General features: G+C 69.1%; 15 protein-coding genes and 2 pseudogenes. 11 read left to right on the forward strand and 6 right to left on the reverse strand.

Going from position 1 to position 17,496, the window contains the following annotated elements:
• Positions 1-391 precede the first annotated feature (391 nt).
• The 9 genes and pseudogenes from RM609_RS34455 (at position 392) to RM609_RS09090 (ending at position 5,469) form a co-directional block, all read left to right on the forward strand.
• Entirely contained in the window at positions 392-640 is a 249-nt protein-coding gene (locus RM609_RS34455; protein WP_369016230.1) for a transposase, read from the forward strand.
• The gene (locus RM609_RS09060; protein WP_311609420.1) at positions 588-776 is read left to right on the forward strand and encodes a hypothetical protein; all 189 of its coding nucleotides are present in this window, start codon (positions 588-590) and stop codon (positions 774-776) included. The genes RM609_RS34455 and RM609_RS09060 overlap by 53 nt, the downstream gene beginning before the upstream one ends.
• Complete coding sequence (locus RM609_RS09065) at positions 752-1,498, forward strand: hypothetical protein (RefSeq protein ID WP_311609421.1); 747 nt, start codon at positions 752-754, stop codon at positions 1,496-1,498. Before RM609_RS09060 ends, RM609_RS09065 begins: the two co-directional genes overlap by 25 nt.
• Positions 1,499-1,516: 18 nt before the next feature.
• The gene (locus RM609_RS34460; RefSeq protein ID WP_369016229.1) at positions 1,517-2,071 is read left to right on the forward strand and encodes a transposase; all 555 of its coding nucleotides are present in this window, start codon (positions 1,517-1,519) and stop codon (positions 2,069-2,071) included.
• A 105-nt stretch (positions 2,072-2,176) separates the two neighbouring features.
• Positions 2,177-2,308 carry a hypothetical protein gene (locus RM609_RS09070; RefSeq protein WP_311609423.1) on the forward strand — a complete coding sequence of 44 codons (132 nt, stop codon included), beginning with the start codon at positions 2,177-2,179 and terminating at the stop codon, positions 2,306-2,308.
• Positions 2,309-2,535: 227 nt separating this feature from the next.
• A complete protein-coding gene (locus RM609_RS09075) occupies positions 2,536-3,357 on the forward strand; it encodes a carbon-nitrogen hydrolase family protein (RefSeq protein WP_311609424.1) in 822 nt (273 codons plus the stop codon).
• A 169-nt stretch (positions 3,358-3,526) separates the two neighbouring features.
• Positions 3,527-3,865, forward strand: a pseudogene (locus RM609_RS09080) (transposase); the annotation flags it as partial.
• Between the two features lie 177 nt (positions 3,866-4,042).
• Positions 4,043-4,522: a hypothetical protein gene (locus tag RM609_RS09085; RefSeq protein ID WP_311609426.1), complete on the forward strand. Its 480-nt coding sequence runs from the start codon at positions 4,043-4,045 to the stop codon at positions 4,520-4,522.
• A 38-nt stretch (positions 4,523-4,560) separates the two neighbouring features.
• Entirely contained in the window at positions 4,561-5,469 is a 909-nt protein-coding gene (locus RM609_RS09090; RefSeq protein ID WP_311609427.1) for a transposase family protein, read from the forward strand.
• Between the two features lie 430 nt (positions 5,470-5,899).
• On the opposite strand, the gene RM609_RS09095 is transcribed toward RM609_RS09090, so the two are convergent.
• From RM609_RS09095 to RM609_RS09120, 6 genes and pseudogenes are all read right to left on the reverse strand, one after another.
• Positions 5,900-6,586: a tyrosine-type recombinase/integrase gene (locus RM609_RS09095; protein WP_311609428.1), complete on the reverse strand. Its 687-nt coding sequence runs from the start codon at positions 6,584-6,586 to the stop codon at positions 5,900-5,902.
• Positions 6,587-7,249: 663 nt separating this feature from the next.
• A pseudogene (locus RM609_RS09100) lies at positions 7,250-7,732 on the reverse strand (transposase); the annotation flags it as partial.
• Between the two features lie 27 nt (positions 7,733-7,759).
• Complete coding sequence (locus tag RM609_RS09105; RefSeq protein ID WP_311609429.1) at positions 7,760-10,639, reverse strand: NHLP bacteriocin export ABC transporter permease/ATPase subunit; 2,880 nt, start codon at positions 10,637-10,639, stop codon at positions 7,760-7,762.
• Complete coding sequence (locus RM609_RS09110; protein WP_311609431.1) at positions 10,639-12,885, reverse strand: NHLP family bacteriocin export ABC transporter peptidase/permease/ATPase subunit; 2,247 nt, start codon at positions 12,883-12,885, stop codon at positions 10,639-10,641. Before RM609_RS09110 ends, RM609_RS09105 begins: the two co-directional genes overlap by 1 nt.
• On the reverse strand, positions 12,882-13,688 hold the full coding sequence (locus RM609_RS09115; RefSeq protein ID WP_311609433.1) for a biotin/lipoyl-containing protein: 807 nt from the start codon (positions 13,686-13,688) through the stop codon (positions 12,882-12,884). Before RM609_RS09115 ends, RM609_RS09110 begins: the two co-directional genes overlap by 4 nt.
• 186 nt (positions 13,689-13,874) lie before the next feature.
• Complete coding sequence (locus RM609_RS09120) at positions 13,875-14,093, reverse strand: hypothetical protein (RefSeq protein WP_311609434.1); 219 nt, start codon at positions 14,091-14,093, stop codon at positions 13,875-13,877.
• A gap of 1,110 nt (positions 14,094-15,203) precedes the next feature.
• Here RM609_RS09120 and RM609_RS09130 point away from each other — a divergent pair.
• Positions 15,204-16,379 carry a wax ester/triacylglycerol synthase domain-containing protein gene (locus RM609_RS09130; protein WP_311609437.1) on the forward strand — a complete coding sequence of 392 codons (1,176 nt, stop codon included), beginning with the start codon at positions 15,204-15,206 and terminating at the stop codon, positions 16,377-16,379.
• A gap of 47 nt (positions 16,380-16,426) precedes the next feature.
• Positions 16,427-17,485: a glycosyltransferase gene (locus RM609_RS09135; protein ID WP_311609438.1), complete on the forward strand. Its 1,059-nt coding sequence runs from the start codon at positions 16,427-16,429 to the stop codon at positions 17,483-17,485.
• Positions 17,486-17,496: the final 11 nt, after the last annotated feature.

Raw genomic sequence — 17,496 nt, forward strand, 5'->3', positions numbered from 1 at the left:
TTCCGTTTCCAGCCCCCGCCGCTTCACATGAAGTAGACCGCCAACGAGGCGCCCGTGGTTCGGGTCCTTGCCGACGGCCACCGAACCGGAGGTGCGGCTTATGGCCGCGCCTCCGGTTCTCCAGCGCCTTTTCTTCCGGCCCGGCCGGTACTGACGGCGGTTTCTGTAAGCGGTTCTGATCCATTTATTGGATGCTGTTGGTGATCTTCAGTTGCGGGGGTGGTGGTAGCGGCTTTCCGGGCATCTGGGGTGGCGGTTTCTGCTGTGCTGATCGGGAGGTTCGGCTCGCGGGAGGGGTAGTTCGATGTCTATGGCCTCGGAGTCCGGACGGGTGATCCCGTCGCTGACGGGACGGGTGGCTCGGGCGAGCAACCCACGTGGCACGGCGGCGATGTGGGTGCGGGACCGGCTGGACGGCCTATTTACGGACGGTGGTTTCGCCGACTGGTTCTCTGCGAATGGATGTCGAGGTATCTCGCCGGCTCGGCTGGCTCTGGTGTCGGTGCTTCAGTACGCGGAAAACCTCAGCGACCGTCAGGCGGCCGGGGCGGTTCGCTGCCGACTGGACTGGAAATTACTGCCTGGGGATGGAGCTGGACGATTCCGGCTTCGACCACTCGGTGCTCAGCGAGTTCCGTGACCGGCTGGCCCAGGACGACCGGGCGGACCGGCTCCTGGCGCTGATGGTCGAGCGCCTGCCGAGGCCGGGCTGGTGCGGCGTCCGGGCCGGGTGCGGACGGATTCCACCCACGTGCTCGCCGCGGTCCGCCGGCTGAACCGCGCCGAGCTGGTGGGCGAAACGCTGCGGGCGGCCCTGGAGGAACTCGCCGTGGCCGACGACGAGTGGCTGGCGGCGGCAACCACGCCAGACTGGGGCAATCGCTACGGCCGTCCGGTCCGCTACGAGCGCCTGCCTCGGACCAAGGAGGCGCTGTCGGCCTACGTCGTGCAGGTCGGAGAGGACGGCATGCACCTGATGCGCGAACTCTTCCGCGACGGTGCCCCGCGCCGGCTGTGGCTGCTTCCTCAGGTCCAGGTGCTTCGGCAGGTCTGGGTGCAGCAGTACTGGTACGACGAGGACGACGAGCTCCAGTGGCGGGGGCCGAAGGACACAGGCGACCGGCAGAGCCGCCGCGCCACTGAACGCCGGAACACCGGCACTGCCGCTGCCGCGGGCAGACCCGACCCGGCGACGGCGCGGGTGCCGTGGTCAGGAATGGAGATCGTCACTCCGCACGATCCCGAGGCCCGATTCTGCCGCAAGGCGGGCAAGGAGGACTGGATCGGCTACCGCGATCACCAGACGGAGACCTGCGGTGACTCAGGAGCGAACATCATCGTCCACGTGGCGACCAGGCCGGCCCCCGAGCAGGACATCGACGCCCTCGACCAGATTCACGAAGGCATTGTCGGCCAGGGTTTCCACCCGAGCGAGCGCCTCGTCGATTCCGGATACGTCAGCCCTGACGTGATCCACTACGCGCAACAGCGATGGTAAATCCCACTGATTGGCCCGGTGCGCTTGGACTCTCGCGGCGACCGCGGCCACCCCGGATTCACCAAGGAGGACTGCCACGTCAACTGGGGAGAAAGGACGGTAACTTGCCCGCGAGGTGTCACCAGCCCGCCATGGAAGCCCACCCACACCGATGGACACGCCCGCTTCTCCGTCCTTTTCTCCCGAAAGTCCTGCCGGGCGTGTGAAGAGCGCCTTCGCTGCACGGGCAACACCGATGACAAGGGCCGCTACATCACCTTGCTCCCCCAGCCCATCCAGGAAATCCAGACCCAGGCACGGGCAGAGCAGAAGACCAAGGCATGGCAGCAGCGTTACGCCCTGCGCTCCGGCTGCGAGGCAACAGTGTCCGAGACTGTCCGTGCCCACGGCCTGCGCCACTGCCGCTACCGCGGAATCTCCAAGACACACGTGCAACACATCCTCACGGCCGCCGGAACCAACATCATCCGCCTTGCCCAGCACCCCCAAGAGGGGCACCGCACCACTCCGACCACCCGTTTCCAGCGTCTCTGCCAGCAACTAACTGACGGCACTCGAACCCACGACCGCTGAAGATCACCAACAGTAAAGCCCCGCCGTCTTGATCGTCGGGCAGTGGTCACGGGCGGTCTGCCCGTTTCCAGGTCACGGGGCAGAGCGGGTTCGTAGGCTCGCGGGATGACGGAGATCAGCGAAGTCGCCGAACGCGTCGCCGCCCGCCGGGCCGAACCCGACATGGATCCAGCCCCGGGCCCAGTCCAGGGATTTGCGCTGTTCAAAGGGGTGAAGGACGCCGCTGTTGAGGGGTAATCGAGATCCGCGAGAAGACCTGCAAGCCATGTGCCCAACAGCTTGTCACGCTGCGTGGATCAGCGGCTGATGGCCGCAGGCTACCGAGTGAACTGGGTGTGATTCCTTGACACTCTTCGATCTTGAATGCATCGTTGCTGAGTGGGTTGTCGGCATGTGATCCGTTACAGCACTTGCGTGCAGCCGCGGAGCACGTACCCGGTCAGCGAGATGAGGAGTGGTGCATCGTGGACAGCTCGAGATCGGTTGCTGTGGCGCAAATCGGTTGTGTGCCAGGTGATATCGGTGCAAACCTACGGCGAATAACGGAAACGGCCGAGGCGGTGGCGAGCACGGGGGTCGAGCTGATTGTATTTCCGGAATGCGGCCTGACGGGTTATTTATTCGATTCTCGCGGCGAAGCTGAGGCCGTCGCCGTCACGGCCGACGGCCCCGAACTGGCAACAGTCGCCGAACTCTCGGCCCGGCTGAATCTACATCTGGTTGTCGGCGCTCTCGAGAAGGACGGTGACGGCCTGTACAACTCGGCGTTCGTAATCGGCCCCGAGGGGCACGTCGGGGTCCACCGCAAAGCTCACTTGCCGCCGCTGGGGGCGGACCGGTTCGTGGACGAACCTCCCGCGTCGGGTGTCTCGGTCTTCGACACGCCATTGGGGCGCTTGGGCGTGATGATCTGCTATGAAACGAGATTCCCCGAAATCGCTCGCACGCTTGCACTTTCTGGTGCGGACATAATCGCGGTGCCCACCGTCTGGTCGGCGCAGTCGCGCATTCTGGCCGAGCATTTCGCGCGGGTACGCGCGGCCGAGAACCTGGTCTATCTGTTGGTCGCGAATCGACCCGACAGCGAAAAGACAACAGACTTTCTCGGATTCAGCCAGATCGTCGCACCCAACGGCGAAGTCCTCGCTGCTCAGCAAGCCCGGCATGAGGAAGTGCTGACGGCTCGGATCGATCTCGACCGTTTCCGTGGCAAACGCCTCGTCTTCGACGACGGAGCGTCGATTGCCCCGCTCGAGGACAGGCGGCCGAGCACCTATGCCCTCTGACTCCGCAGCGCAGGTCCGATCAGCTCGGTGTGTCCACCGAGCCGCCCGCCTGATAACGAATGAAAATCGAAGCCCCGCTTGAAGACCGGAGCGGTGAATGCCGCGGCTAGGTCATGTCTCCCAATCGGTCTTCGCGGATTGTGCCCGGTAGGTCGCTGCGTCGGGCATCATGTTCGCCGTGGCGACGGCGGCCGGTGATCGGTATCGGATTCTGACGGACAAGCAGTGGGAGCTTCTCGAGCTGTTGCTGCCGAAATCCGATGGCCGCATGGGCCGCAACTTCGCCAATAACCGCCTGGTCGTGGAGGGAATGCTGTTCCGGTTGCGGACGGGGGTGCCGTGGCGGGATCTGCCCGAGGCGTTCGGTCCGTGGCAGACGGTGTCGAAGCGCCACCGCCGTTATGCCGCCGACGGGACCTGGGATCGGGTGTTGGTGGCGTTGACCGCGCTCGCGGACGCGACGGGGAATCTGGATCGGGTTGTATCGGTGGACTCTTCGATCATGCGGAAGCAGTGAAGCCCCGCCAACTTGGTTCTCGCTGGTCAAGAGGGCTGGTGTGCTGCTGCTGAGGGGTCCTCGGGCCGGTGGCGGGCGGTAGCCCGCCGTCTTGATCGTCGGGCAGTGGCCACGGGCGGTCTGCCCGTTTCCAGATCACGGGGCAGAGCGGGTTCGCAGGCACGCGGGATGACGGAGATCAGCAAAGCCGCCGAACGCGTCGCCGCCCGCCGGGCCGAACCCGACGAGGACGAGAAGCTCCTGGCCGAGCAGCTCGGGAAGGTCCGCTCCGAGCGCGAGGACCTCGCCGCGGCGATGCGCGTGTGGGAGCGCATGCACGCCCGGCTTCAGACGGAGAAGGCGGCCACGCAGGCGGTGCCCGCGCAGGCAGGCGGCCGTGGCGTGCTGCTGGTCCCGCACCAGGAGGCGGGCGCCGGCGAGGACACGCTGCCGCCGGACCACCAGCGGATCATGCAGATCGTGCAGGAGGCGGGAGGCCCGGTACGCGTCAAAGACGTCGGCACCGTGCTCGGCCTCGAAGTCGAGGTCAAAGGGGCGGCTGGAGCCGCTGCGCGGCAAGTTGACCAAGCTGTCCGGCCGCGGCTGGCTGCGCAAGCTGCCCGACGGACGCTTCCAGCTCACCCTGTAGAACCAGGGCCGCACCCATAACCAGGGCGCCCCCGGCGGCCGTTGACTTCGAGGTGTGCATGAAGAAGCTCAACGAGCCTGCCGGGGACACCGGCTTCCCTGTCCACCAGTGCTGCCTGCCGGTGTCCCGGAAGACCAACGAATACCGCGCCGGCCTGCTGCGCCGCCACCTCAAGACGACCGGCTCCCGCCGGCGCCGCCTGGAGCCCGGGCAGATCGTCGTCATCGTCCTCGCCGTGCTCCGCCACGACCAGCGCATCGCCGACATGGCCGGCGGCAACCAGACCGGCGAAACGCCGATACGGCGCCGGCGCGACGAGTTGATCACGCTGCTCGACGCCCGCGCCCCGCGCCTGGACCGCGCCCTGAAAAGAATCGCCAGGCGGGGCGGCGAAGCCGTCCTGATCGACGGCACCCTCATCCCCACCGTCCGCCGCGTCGGCAAGGACAACCGACCCAACTACCCGGGAAAACACCGACGTCACGGCCTGCACCTCCTCGCCCTGACCGACGAGAAGGGCCACCTGATCCGGATCTCCGCGGCCCGCCCCGGCCGCACCCACGACATCACCGCCGCCCGCCACGACCACATCCTCGAGCATCTGCGTGCCACCGGTCTCGGCGCCTTGGCCGACCTCGGCTTCCTCGGCCTGGACAACGATCCCGACGCCCCGGCCGTCGTCACCGGCTACAAGGCCACCCGCACCCGCAAGCTCACCGACGGCCAAAAGAAAGCCAACCGTGTGCTCGCCGCCGCACACGCCCCCCGTCGAACGCGGCTTCGCCCACCTCAAAATGTGGCGAACCCTCACCAAGCTTCGCACCGACCCCGCCCGCACCACCGGCCTCTTGCGCGTCCTGCTGATACTCACGAACCTCGAGGTCAACCGCTGACGGATGATCGAGCCCAGACCGCCGCCCACGACCTGGGTGAGCATGACGCTCAACGAGCACACCACCCCCGCTGAGCTGCAACTTCAAGTTGGCGGGGCTTCCTTGATCGTCGCTCTCTGCGCCTGGCTGTGGAGCCGACGGGCCAAAGGCCAGTGCGATGCTCGATAGGCCTTGGTGGCAGTGTAATAACAGGCCCCAAGCACTGCGGTCGCTGCAGCCGAACGAAGACGCCGCAGCAGCGGCGGGGCGGTTCCATGCAGGCCACAGACGCAGGCCCTCATCATGGCGACTTCGATCACGTCCGCGGACGCCTCCAGCCCGTATGGAGGGAGTGGGTCAAGTTGCAGCGTGGGTTCGGATCCGGGTTGTCGCTGGGACCAGTCTGGGACCATGTGGAGCGCGCGTTAGTGAACACCGTCCGGTTTGTAGAGCTTTGCTCACAGTGATTTGGGCTAGTTTGGGCAATTTGAACGCCGTGCCTCTGGGGGTCAAGGGGTCGTGGGTTCAAATCCCGCCGTCCCGACCAGCGATTTTCGCAGGTCGGAGGCCGTTCTCGCATGATGCGAGGACGGCCTTTTTGATGTTTCGTCGGCTTGTGGTCGCAAGGCGGTCGCAGGGCGGTCGCGGTGCCGGGATAGGCCGTGGGGGAGCAGGTGGCTGGTCGGCTCTGGTGAGGGTTTTGTCGATAACGTCAACGGCTTCGCGGGCTGCCTGGGCGGTGAGGTGGCTGTAGATGTTCGCGGTCGTGCAGAGCATTGAATGGCGCAGGGTCTTCGATACCACGGTGAGTGGGACTCCGGCGTTGATCGAGATCGTGGCCGACAGGCGCCGGGGATCATGAATCGTCGTGCGGGAGACCCCGGCTTGTCGGCAGCGGTAGTGGAAGTGGTTGAGCATGTACTGCGGGTGTAGCGGTCGGCCGTCGGGCCGGTGGAAGACGAAGTCGCCCTCGAGCCCCGCCATTGTCGACGGAGACCTCTCGCGCAAGCGGTGGCGGAGTGCGGAGGCGACGCGTCCGGAGATTGCGACCCAGTTCCTGCTGCTGCGTGTCTTCGGCGTCGTGATCGCGAGCTGGTTGTTGTCGATCGCGGAGGGCGTGCGCCGTATATAGAGGACACGGTCGTCGAGGTGGACGTCTTCCCAGTGCAGACCGAGCGCCTCGCCCTTGCGTATGCCGGTCCCGACCAGCACCTCGACGAGGTCGGTGATGAGCGGCTCCGCGCCAGGCAGTACTGCAGGAAGGTGGCTGCCTCGTCGACGGTCCAGATATGGCGTTCGGCAGCTGCTGGTCGGGGGATGATTGTGGGTCGTGCGGGGTTGTGGTCGAGCCGGTGATGCCGGACGGCTTCGCCGAGCGCACTCGACAACGTGGCGAGGCTGCGGTGGGCGGTGACCGGACCCCTGCCACGCGCGAACTGTGCTCGTACAAAGGCGGCGATGTGCCCGTACCCGAGGTCGTCGAGCTTGATCTTCCCCAGAGCCGGGACGAGGTCGTCGACGACATAGTGGCAGTAGCGGACCGTAGTCGTCGGCTTCAGGGTCATGGCCTTGGCCTGGAGCCAGGCAGTCAGGTAGTCGGCGACCGTCTGGTTGGGGTCGGCGAGGAAGCCGCCGGCGCTGTCGACCATCCGGCGCAGAGCCTGTGCGGCCGTGTTCCGGACGGGGCAGGGGAGATCGACGGGGAACGTCCAGGTCCCGTGATCAGGGTCGTTGAGGAGTCGTGGGCAGCGTGATCCGAGCTGTTGGTGCAGGTGGTCCCGGCAGCCGCAGCGCCGGTGGACGCGCCCCCGAGAGGTGGCGGAGCGCATGGTGATCGCTTCCAGAGGTTGCGCATTGAACTGCTACACCCAGTGTCGGCAGGGCTCGGCGGATGGCCTCGGCGTAGGTCGCGGAACCGTCGCGGCACACGATCTCGACGCCCGGACGCTCGCGCAGCCACGCCTCCAGCGTCTCAGCCGTGCGGTCGGGCAGGACCCCGATCCGTTCGTGGGTCTCGGCGTCGATCACCACGGTGGCATAGCGGTGACGTCGGCGCAGGGCGAATTCGTCGACACCGATCACGCGGGGCACCCGCGGAGCGGACAGCGACATGCGCAGAAGAGTGCGCAGAGCGGTGTGACGCGACAGACCCACCGCCGGTGCCGTCGGCAGACGCACTCCTGCGCGGCCTGCCAACTCCTTCACCACGGCTTTGACTTGGCTGGTCAGACGGACGGTATGTCGTTGGCATCGCTCCAGCGCCCCGGGCACTTGCTCTCGGAAGGTACGGCGGCGGCAGCAGCCACGGGTGGGACACACCAGACGCCGCACCCGCACGCGAACCACGGTCCGCTCCCCCGATTCCGCTACCCTCGCCGCCCCTCGTCAGGTGATCTGCCGCCGCACCAGCTCGCGAAACAACCCGCCCGCATCCGCGAGGAGTTCGGCAGGCGCCCCCTGCTGCACGATCCGGCCCTCCGACATCACCACGACCCGGTCCGCGTCCATGACGGTGGAGAGCCGGTGGGCGATCACGACGCGGGTGGCGCGCAGGGCGCGGGTGGACTCGATGACCACACGCTGGGCCTCGTTGTCCAGCGCGCTGGTCGCCTCGTCCAGGAACAGGATGCGCGGCTTGCGGACGAGAGCCTGGGCGATCATCAGGCGCTGGCGCTGGCCGCCCGAGACGGTGCCGCCGCCGTCCGACAGCATGGTGTGCATGCCCATGGGCATGGCTTTGATGTCCTCGGCCAGGCCCGCCATCGCGGCGGCCTCCCACGCCTCTTCGAGCGAGAACGCCTCGGTGCCGCAGATGCAGTCGAGGATCGAGCCGGAGAAGGGCTGGGCGTTCTGCAGGACGACGCCGCACTGGCGGCGGACGGCGGCCCGGTCGAGGGCCGCCAGGTCCTGGCCGTCGTACAGGACGCTGCCGGCGGCCGGTTTGTCGAAGCCGATGAGCAGGCGCAGCAGGGTCGACTTGCCGCAGCCGCTGCCCCCGACAATCGCGACGAACTCGCCCGGCCGTACCTGGAGCGACACGTCGTCCAGGACGAGCGGGCCGTCGTCGGAGTACCGGAAGGACAGGTTCTTCGCCTCCAAAGCACCGCTGAGCGCGCCCGGTTGGGCACTGGTGCCGCTCACCTCGGGGGTCTCCCGGAAGAGCGGCCCGACCCGTTCGAACATGGGCTGCACGGCGGCGGCGGAAAGGAGCGCTCCGGTCAGCTGGGTGACCGAGGACAGCAGCATCGTCACGGCGGTGCTGAAGGTGAGGAATGCACTGGCGGACATGCTGCCCTGCGCCGGCCCGGCCAGCAGCACGAACATCACGAGTGTGCACAGCGGCAGAGAGACCGCGTTGAGCACCGTGACGACGTTCTTGATCCGGCCGATGCGCTGCTGCAGCACCCGGGTCCGCGCGAACTCCCGCGCCCAGGCGGCGTACGCGAAGCTCTCGGCCGCCGCCACCCGCAACTTGGGCAGCCCCCGCAGGGTCTGGAACGCCTGATTGCCGAGCTTGTCCTCGAGCTTGACCAGCTGCCGCTGGTAACGCAGCTGCCACAGCCCCAGGCCGAGGAAGACCGCGGCGATCACCAGCAGCATCGCGACCGCCACCAGCGCCAGCGGCACGCTGTAGGCGAGCAGCAGGACGAGGTTCACCGTGCCGACGGTGCTCGCCTGCACGGCCACCGACCCGAAGCCGGACAGCACACGGCGGATGGAGCTGATGCCCATGGCCGCACTGGCCAGTTCTCCGGTGGAACGGCCGGTGAAGAACCGCGTCGGCAGCCGCAGCAGCCGGTCCCACACAGCGGGCTGCAGGGCGGCTTCGATACGGCCCTCCAGGCGCAGGACGGCGATGTTCTGCAGCAGTATGAAGGCAGCCGAGACGACGCTGGTGGCGATGAGCGCCACGGCGGTCTGCACGATGAGGCCGTTCTCGGCCTGGGGCACGTACGCGCCGAGCACCTTGCCGGTGGCGACGGGCACGAGCGCGCCCAGGCCCACCGCGACCAGTCCGCCCAGGAGGACGGAGCGCACCTCCCGGGCCGTCCCGCGCAGGCTGAAGCGCACCAGCCGGAGCAGGCCCAGCTTCCCCTCGGGCAGCGGCCGGTAGAACATCACGGCGCGCGGCACGAAGGCGGCCTCGTTGGCCTTGCCGACGCGTTCCCGTGTGCCGGTGGCGGGGTCGACGGCCTGGTATCCACCGCGCCGCCACAGCAGCGCCACCGGCGCCTCGTCGTCCGCGCGCAGGCCCACCAGGGGCCCGCTGTCCTCCCGCCACCAGCGGCCGTCGAGCTTGACGGCGCGGGTACGGACCCGGGAGGCGAGCCCGATGCGCTCGACAGGATCCATGCGCCCGGAGGCGGCGGGGCCGCTGTCGACGGGCTTGGTCAGGACGATGCCGGCTTCGTCGGCGACCAGGCGGCACACGGCGAACGTCGCGTCGTCGCCTGCGCCGCGGTGCGTCTTGCCGCGAGCACGGTCGATGGAGGCCAGCAGTGCCCGGTCGGCCTGCGCGCGGGCGGCCTCGCCGGCTTCGATGCCGGCCGCCGCACGGTCCTCGTGGGCGCGTTCGAGCTGCTCGATCCAGTCGTCCAGGGCGTACAGCAGCCGGTACTGCTGATCGACCATGCCCTGCCACATCCCCGCGTCCACGAGGAGCGTGCCGGCGGTGTCGTGACCCTCGTAGACGGCGCCGTACTGCACGTCGCCGGGGGAGATCTGCATCCACAGGACGTCGTCGTCGGCCGCGTCCGGACCGGTGGCGGAACGGCCTTCCAAGGGGGCTTGGTAGAGGACGCGCAGGCCGCGCCCCACGCCGAGCGCGAAGGCGTTCTCAAGCGGACTCAGTGCCCCGCCTGTGGAGTTGTACGGGGCATGGCCGTACGGGTCGTAGGCGTACGGGTCATGGCCGTACGGCGGCCGGTTCAGTTCGCGCAGCTCCACGCGGCGCAGCCGGCAGCCGTGCAGGGGCCGGCCGATGAGAGTGTGCCGTGGACCTTGGGCCGGGCCCAACAGCAGCGTGCCCGCTGCCAGTCGGCCCAGGAAGTGCCAGTGGCCCGCCTGCTCCGCGTCGACGGCGAACAGGTCCAGTCCGCCGTCCAAGACGAGCCACAGCACGTGCGGCCCCTCAAGGGAGAGGCTGCGCATGCCCGTGCAGTCGACGGCCGTGCCGAGTCCGCCGAGCGATTCCACGACCGGGTCGGGGACCGGACCCGGCCGCGCGCCGGCGGTGGCAGTTGCGGCGTAGTACGGAGAGGTCATCAGTGCTCCTTGACCAGATCGGCGTACGCGCCCTGCGCGGCGAGCAACTCCTCGTGCCGGCCGCGCTCGACGACCGTGCCGCGGTCGAGCACGACGATCTCGTCGCTGTCGCGCACCGTGCTCAGCCGGTGGGCGATGACCACGCAAGCGCAGCCGCGCTGCCGCAGGTTGTCCATGACGACCTGCTCCGTCACCGCGTCCAGGGCGCTGGTTACCTCGTCCAGGACCAGGACGCCGGGACGCCGGACCAGCGCCCGCGCGATCTCAAGGCGCTGACGCTGACCGCCGGAGAAGTTGCGGCCGTCCTGTTCGACGCGGCTGTGGATGCCGCCGGGGCGGCGGGCCACGACGTCGTACACCGCGGCGTCCTGCAATGCGGCGATGACGTCCTCGTCGGGCACGGAGGGATCCCACAGGGCGACGTTGTCACGCACGGTGCCCTCGAAGAGGAAGAGGTCCTGGTCGACGAAGGAGACGGAGGCGGCCAGCGCGCCGCGCGGAATGTCCTCCAGCCGCATGCCGTCGATGCGGACGGCACCCTCCCACGGCGCGTACAGGCCGGAGATGAGCCGCGAGACGGTGGACTTGCCGCTGCCCGAACCGCCGACGAGCGCCACCTGCCGGCCGGGCCCGACCGAGAGGGAGAAGTCCCGCAACAGGGGCGCGTCCAGCGGGCTGTAGCCGAAGGTGACGGCGTCGAGTTCGACGTGGCCCTTGAGGCGACGGGTGCCGGCGAGGGGCTCGCGCCGCGCATGGAGCGGATCGACGGGGAAGTTCTCGACGTCCTTGAGGCGGGCGACGTCGGCGGCGAAGTCCTGGACGCGCCCGGCCACGCCGTTGAGACGGGCGATGGGCGCGGTGAACCCGGTGACCAGCGCCTGGAAGGCGACCAGCAGGCCGACCGAGAGATGTCCCTCCACCGCCCGCAGGCCGCCGATCATCAGGATGAGCGCACTGTTGAGCGCCGCCAGCGTGGGCGCGACCACCGCGAGCCACGCGCTGGGCACTCCGAGCCGCTGCTGCACGTCGAGGGTGATCGCGTGCCGGCCGGCCCATCGGCGGAAGAAGCCGTTCTCGCCGCCGGTGGCCTTCATGGTCTCGATGAGCTGCAGGCCGCTGTACGCGGTGTTGACGAGCCGGGCGTTCTCGGCACGCAGCTTCTCGGTGCCGGTGGCGCGTATATGGACGACCACCCGCAGGGCGACCACGTTGAGCAGCGCGATGCCGATGCCGACGACGGTCAGCTGTGGGTCGTACGTCCACAGCAGCACCGCGTAGAGGACCACGACCACCGCGTCCACCGCGGCCGCGGCCACGTCCCTCGCCAGGGTCTCGGCGACGGCGTCGTTGGACTGCAGGCGCTGGACCAGGTCGGCGGGGCTGCGCTGGGAGAAGAAGGTGACCGGCAGCCTGAGCAGGTGCCGCAGGAAGCGGGCGCTGCCCAGGGTGGAGGAAATGACGCGTCCGCGCAGCAGGTTGGCCTGCTGCAGCGCGGTGAGCGTCGCGGTCAGCAGCAGGGCGGTCGCCATCGACGCGAAGAGCACACCGGTCAGAGAGGTCCGGCCGCCGATCAGGAACGTATCGATGTATGTGCGGCTCAGCGCGGGCACCGCCGCACCGACGACCACCAGGAGGAGGCTGGCGAGTACGGCGGCGAGCATGGTGCCCGACGTGCCGCGCAGCCGGGCGGGCAGGGATGCGAGGACACCAGGTGTGCGGCGGGTGCGGCGGAAGCCCTCGCCGGGCTCGAAGGTGAGGACGACGCCGGTGAAGCTGGTGTCGAACTCCTCCATGGGCACGAAACGCCGGCCCTTGGCCGGGTCGTTGACGTACACGCCGCGGCGCCCGAAGCGGCGGCCCATGCCGTCGTAGACGACGTAGTGGTTGAACTCCCAGAACAGGACGGCCGGAGCGGGCACGCGGGCGAGAGCGGCCAGGTCCATCTGCATGCCCTTGGCCTGCAGCCCGTGGCCGCGTGCGGCCTTGAGCAGGTTGCTGGCGCGCGAGCCGTCCCGGGAGACGCCGCAGTCGATGCGCAGCTCCTCCAGGGGGACGAAGCGGCCGTAGTGGCCGAGCACCATGGCCAGAGCGGCCGCGCCGCACTCCACCGCCTCCATCTGCAGCACGGTGGGGGTGCGCACGGGCCGGGGCGTTCGGCCTCTGGGGGCTTGCACGGTGCCTCGGCGGTGCCGGTGTCCTCCGGGTGCGGGCGGGCGCAGCGGGGTCTCTTCCGGTGCCGCGGTCATGGGAGCAGCCAGTCGACGGGCCGCTGAGCGGCGAGGTGGACGGCTGCGGTGACGGGAGTGGGGGAGCCGAGGGAGAACGGGGGCCCGTCCGCGGAGGACCATCGGTAGCCCGACGTGGTGGTGGAGGAGCGCTCCAACTGCACGAGCACCGCAACGGGGTTGCCTTGCCGGGAGAACTGCGCGGCGAGTCGGCCGTCGCCGAGGAAGCCGCTGATCTGCGCCTGCGTCTGCGGGGCGCGGCCGACCGCCGTGACGCGGCCGCGGAGCATACCGAATCGTTCGCGGGGGACGGACTGGACCGTCAGGTCGACCGCGGCGCCCGGGGAGATCACCCCGCCGCTTTCGCCGGGTACGTACAGCATGGCCACCAGCGGCTCGTTCGGGTTCTGCATGTGCTCCACGATCGCCACGTCCGCTCCCGTGGTGAGGACCGTGCCCGTCTTGGCGGCCAGCGTGGTCACCCGTCCCTCGGCCACCGCGCGCACCGTCCGCATGCCGTGGTCCGTGTCGACCTGGATGAGAGGGGTGCCCGCCGAGAGGAGCTGGCCCTCCTTGGCGAGGACTGCGGTGACTTGTCCGGCGAATGGGCTTTGCAGCAGATAACTTCCTTCTGAGTGGGTGAGGATGCCGGGTGCGCTCAGTTTGGAGGACACCGATCCGGTGAATACCCAGACGCCGGCCACGGCCATGACGAGGAGCGTGACGGCAAGGACGAGCCGTCCTTGCGGGCGGGCGAAGCGTACGGGCAAATCGAGTTCTTCGGGCGATTGCAGCTTGGAAAGCGCCTTCTGGCGGAACTGCACGAACTATTCCTTCGACTGCGTTCTCGGCGGGCGTGCTGAATGTGCACCGAGTGAACGGCCATGAACCCCGGAACAAGGGGAGCGTTCCGGGGTTCATGGGTTTCCGGGTCGCCTCACGGCGGCGCGGGAGCGACGGTCAGACCGTGAAACTCCCCGGACCGTGCGGCCCGGTGGGGTACGTCACGCTCAGAGGCCGGCGACGCCGACGTTGAGGCCGATGATGCCCTCGACCCCGGCGGGGACGGCCTTGACGGCGCCCACCGTGTTCAGGGAGGTCACGGTGTTCACCACGTTGTGGACGTCGCCGGTCACGGCGCCGAGGAGACCACCGTTGATGGCCACGCCGCCGGCAATGCCGTCCAGCTCGGCGTCGGCGATCTCGCGGGTCTCGATGTCGTTACGCATGGTTTTCGCGCACCCTTCGTTCGTCTGACACTTTTTCAAATAGACGGGTGGACAAGGGAAATAACTGTCCGTCCGCCCCGCGTCGGTCCGGTCGAAATCGACCGCCGTTCTCAGGACCACCGCGGTGCCGCAGATATAAGCATGCGAATGGGTCGCGCGGCCAACCGTGTTGACGGCTGCGGGTGCGGAGAGGGGTGGCTCGAGCGGTCGACTTTTCGATTCCTTTGCCGTATCGATACAACTTCTCCATGGGATCGAGTAACAGATTCGCGCCCTCTGTCGCGCTCCTGGAACATAGACGGACACAGCGCCACCAAGCGTGCCGGTCATAACCGGCATTTTGTAGGGCGGTTGGAGGGAGGGGTGGCCGGGCGTCGCAGTTGTAAAGATTCTTTGAAGCGACGTACAGTGGCGGAGGGGTCACAAACCGTGGTGGGCGGGGGTGTCGTCTGCAGCACGACGCCCCTTGACCGTCGGCAGGAGAGGCCGCGATGCCCGTTGAGTCCCTCATCCGGCTCCGCGGCCGTCGCTTCATCTACCTGGACTTCGAGGGACCCGGCCCCGTACTGCCGGCCCGGCCCTGCACGGCCATTTCGGGTGCGGGCGGATTTTCGGCCAGTCGACCGCCGCGCTCGCCGGGCGCTATCGCGTCGTCGCGCTCGACCAGCGGGGACACGGACTGTCGGACAACGGCGGCGACTTCACGCCCGACACATACGTCGCTGACGCCGCGGCCTTACCCAGTGTCGATCTCCGGGTGGCGATTCATGCGACCACAAAGGCATCCGTACTGCTTCTGACCTGCGCAGGTCCCTTGGCGGGGCGACAAGTGCGTTTGCTGGCCTCGCCACCGGCAACCGCCTCCAAAGAGCCGGTGACCACGGGAGGTGGCGTCGACGGGGCGGTCAGGCCGGTGTCCGGACTTCCGGGTGTCAAGGACGGCGAGCGCGTTGCATCCCGCAGCGTGCACCGTCTAGCCGGGCACCCCTCGGTCACCGCGTTTCGTCCTCCCGCCGCGCAGGCAGTATCAGGTCGATGAGCCGTTTCCCTCGCCTCTCGTTGGCAGACGAATTCGTGGCCCGGCATACCTGCAGTCCTCTGATCTGGTGCGTGTCCTTTCTGCTCAGCGGCAGTCCGCCTGCTTTGGGCGATCTGCGGAGCCGTGTGGCGGCTAGGTGGAGCCGACTCAGGCGGCTGCGCTGGGTGTTGACGCCGCCGCCCGGGACGGGTGGTGCCGGTCGGTATCGGTGGACGGAGCATGACCGTTTCGCGGTCGAGCAGCATGTGGTCCAGGACCCGGCCGGGCTCACGATCGACTCGTGGGCGTCCGCAAATCTGGTGCGTCCGCTGTCGCCGGAGCGGCCTTTGTGGGAGCTGCGGTTGATGCCGTGTCCGGTGGAGGGCGGGTACGGGTTGCTGTTGCGGATGCATCATGCGCTGGCCGATGGCCAGTCGGCGGTGACGCTGATGCGTTTGCTCCTGGACGGCCCGGGGTGCGCGCTCCCCAGGCCCCGACGGCACCCCGATCGCAGCGATCTGCGTCGCGTTGTCGAGAGCTTTCTGGAGCCGGGACTTGCCGTTCCGCTGCCTCAACGCTGTTCACCCGAGCCCGACTTGGCTTGGGAGCCGGTTGACGCGGGCGCATTCCGGGCGGCGCGCCGGGCCCTTCCCCACACCACCGCGACCACCACGGAGACGCTGATGGCGGCCGCGGCCGGCGCGCTGCGTTCGTGCTTCGGGGATCCGGCCGGATGGTCCCCGGGACGCGTCCGGGGCCGTGGCCGCGTCTTCACCTGGGTCCCCGTGAGTACTCGCACCGCCGGCAACGCGGGCGAGCTGGGCAACCACGCCAGTACGCTCCGCCTGCCGCTGCCCGCACACCACGACACGCCGTCGGCCCGTCTCATGGCGTGCCGCGGCCTGGTGGACGCCTTCGGCCGCCGCGCTCTGGACCTGCCCTGGCAGTTGGGGCGTGCGGTGTCGATTCTGGGGCCACGGGCCATGGATGCCGTGCTCGCCCGCGCCATGCGGCCCTCACACGCGGCTGTCGGCTGTACGAGCCTGCCGTGGGGGCACACCCGGTGGGATCTCGACGGGGATCCTGTGGTCCGGATCGTGGCGTGGCCCGTCGTACCGCCTCTTGGTGTCTGTCACTTCGTCCTCAGCCAATACGCCGACGCGTCCGTCGTCGCCGTGACCACCCACCGCCTGCCCGGTGACGCCGGCCGGCTTGCGAAGGGCTTTATCCGGGAGATCGCCCGCCTCGCGGAGAGCGGCGCGCTCTGATGCGCCCAGGGGAGCCCCGGCCCGGCAGGCCGGCACGGGTGCTGGTCGTGTCGGGCAGTATGGGAGCCGGGCACGACGGTGTCGCGCGGGAACTGGTGCGCCAGTTGCGGGAACGCGGGGTGGAGGCCGTCTCGCGTGATTTCCTCCAAGCGTTGCCCCGGCCGTACCGGCCACCGTTGCGAGGGGTGCATGAGCTCACCGCCCAGTACACGCCCCGGGTGTTCGACTGGCTGGCCCGTAGCGAGGAGCACGATTCGGCCGTCCGCGCGGTGACTCAGCGGGTGTGCCGTGCGGCCCGGCACGCGGTGGCGCGGTGGGCGGCCGGGGGGTGCGATGTCGTGGTCTCGACCTTCCCCCTGGCCACGCAGACCCTGGGCATGCTCCGGCGGGACGGCGGGCTGCGCGTTCCGGCGGTGTGCTGCTTGACCGACCCCGCGCCGAACCGGCTGTGGACGCACCCGGGGATCGACCGGTATCTGACCGTCATGCGGGCGACGGCGGTGGAGGCAGCGCAGCGGTACGGGATCGCCATGTCGGTCGGCGGGCCGCTGGTGGCTCCCGCGTTCGGGCAGCCGGTGGACGAGGCCGTGCGCCGCGCGGTGCGTCGCGGGTTGGCGGTGCCGCCGGACGTGCGCGTGGTGCTGCTGGTGAGCGGGGCGCTGGGCAGCGGGGATGCGATGACCGGCGTCGCGGCGGTGCGCCAGGTGCCGGGGACCGTGGCCGTCGTCCTGTGCGGCCGCAACGATCGGCTCAGGCGCAGGGCAGCGGCTCTGCCCGGCGTTGTGGCGCTGGGCTGGTGTGAGGACGTGCCGCGGCTGATGGCCGCGGCCGACGTCCTGGTCCATAACGCCGGGGGCCTTGCGCTGACCGAGGCGATGGTCGCCGGGTTGCCTGCGGTCAGTTACCAGGTGCTGGCGGGGCACGGCAGGCAGAACGCCGCGACTCTCGCCCGTGCCGGGCTCGTTCCCTGGCCCCGTACCTCCGGGGAACTGGCCGAGGCGCTGCACCGGCAGGCGTCCCTGGGCCGGACGTTCCTGCTGCCCGAGCCGGAGGCTCGGACGGCAGATGTCGTCGAGGCGCTGGCACGGCGGAGCCGTTGGGGGTGACGGAGCGGCAT

The sequence above is a fragment of the Streptomyces hesseae genome, from assembly GCF_031845785.1.
In the GTDB taxonomy this organism is placed as follows: Bacteria; Actinomycetota; Actinomycetes; order Streptomycetales; family Streptomycetaceae; genus Streptomyces; species Streptomyces hesseae.

Bases quoted from the DNA above. Each gene is read 5' to 3' on its own strand.
- RM609_RS34455 (WP_369016230.1), top strand. From the start codon at position 392: ATGTGGGTGCGGGACCGGCTGGACGGCCTATTTACGGACGGTGGTTTC.
- RM609_RS09060 (WP_311609420.1), top strand. From the start codon at position 588: ATGGAGCTGGACGATTCCGGCTTCGACCACTCGGTGCTCAGCGAGTTC.
- RM609_RS09070 (WP_311609423.1), top strand. From the start codon at position 2,177: ATGACGGAGATCAGCGAAGTCGCCGAACGCGTCGCCGCCCGCCGGGCC.
- RM609_RS09085 (WP_311609426.1), top strand. From the start codon at position 4,043: ATGACGGAGATCAGCAAAGCCGCCGAACGCGTCGCCGCCCGCCGGGCC.
- RM609_RS09090 (WP_311609427.1), top strand. From the start codon at position 4,561: ATGAAGAAGCTCAACGAGCCTGCCGGGGACACCGGCTTCCCTGTCCAC.
- RM609_RS09105 (WP_311609429.1), bottom strand. From the start codon at position 10,639: ATGACCTCTCCGTACTACGCCGCAACTGCCACCGCCGGCGCGCGGCCG.
- RM609_RS09110 (WP_311609431.1), bottom strand. From the start codon at position 12,885: ATGACCGCGGCACCGGAAGAGACCCCGCTGCGCCCGCCCGCACCCGGA.
- RM609_RS09120 (WP_311609434.1), bottom strand. From the start codon at position 14,093: ATGCGTAACGACATCGAGACCCGCGAGATCGCCGACGCCGAGCTGGAC.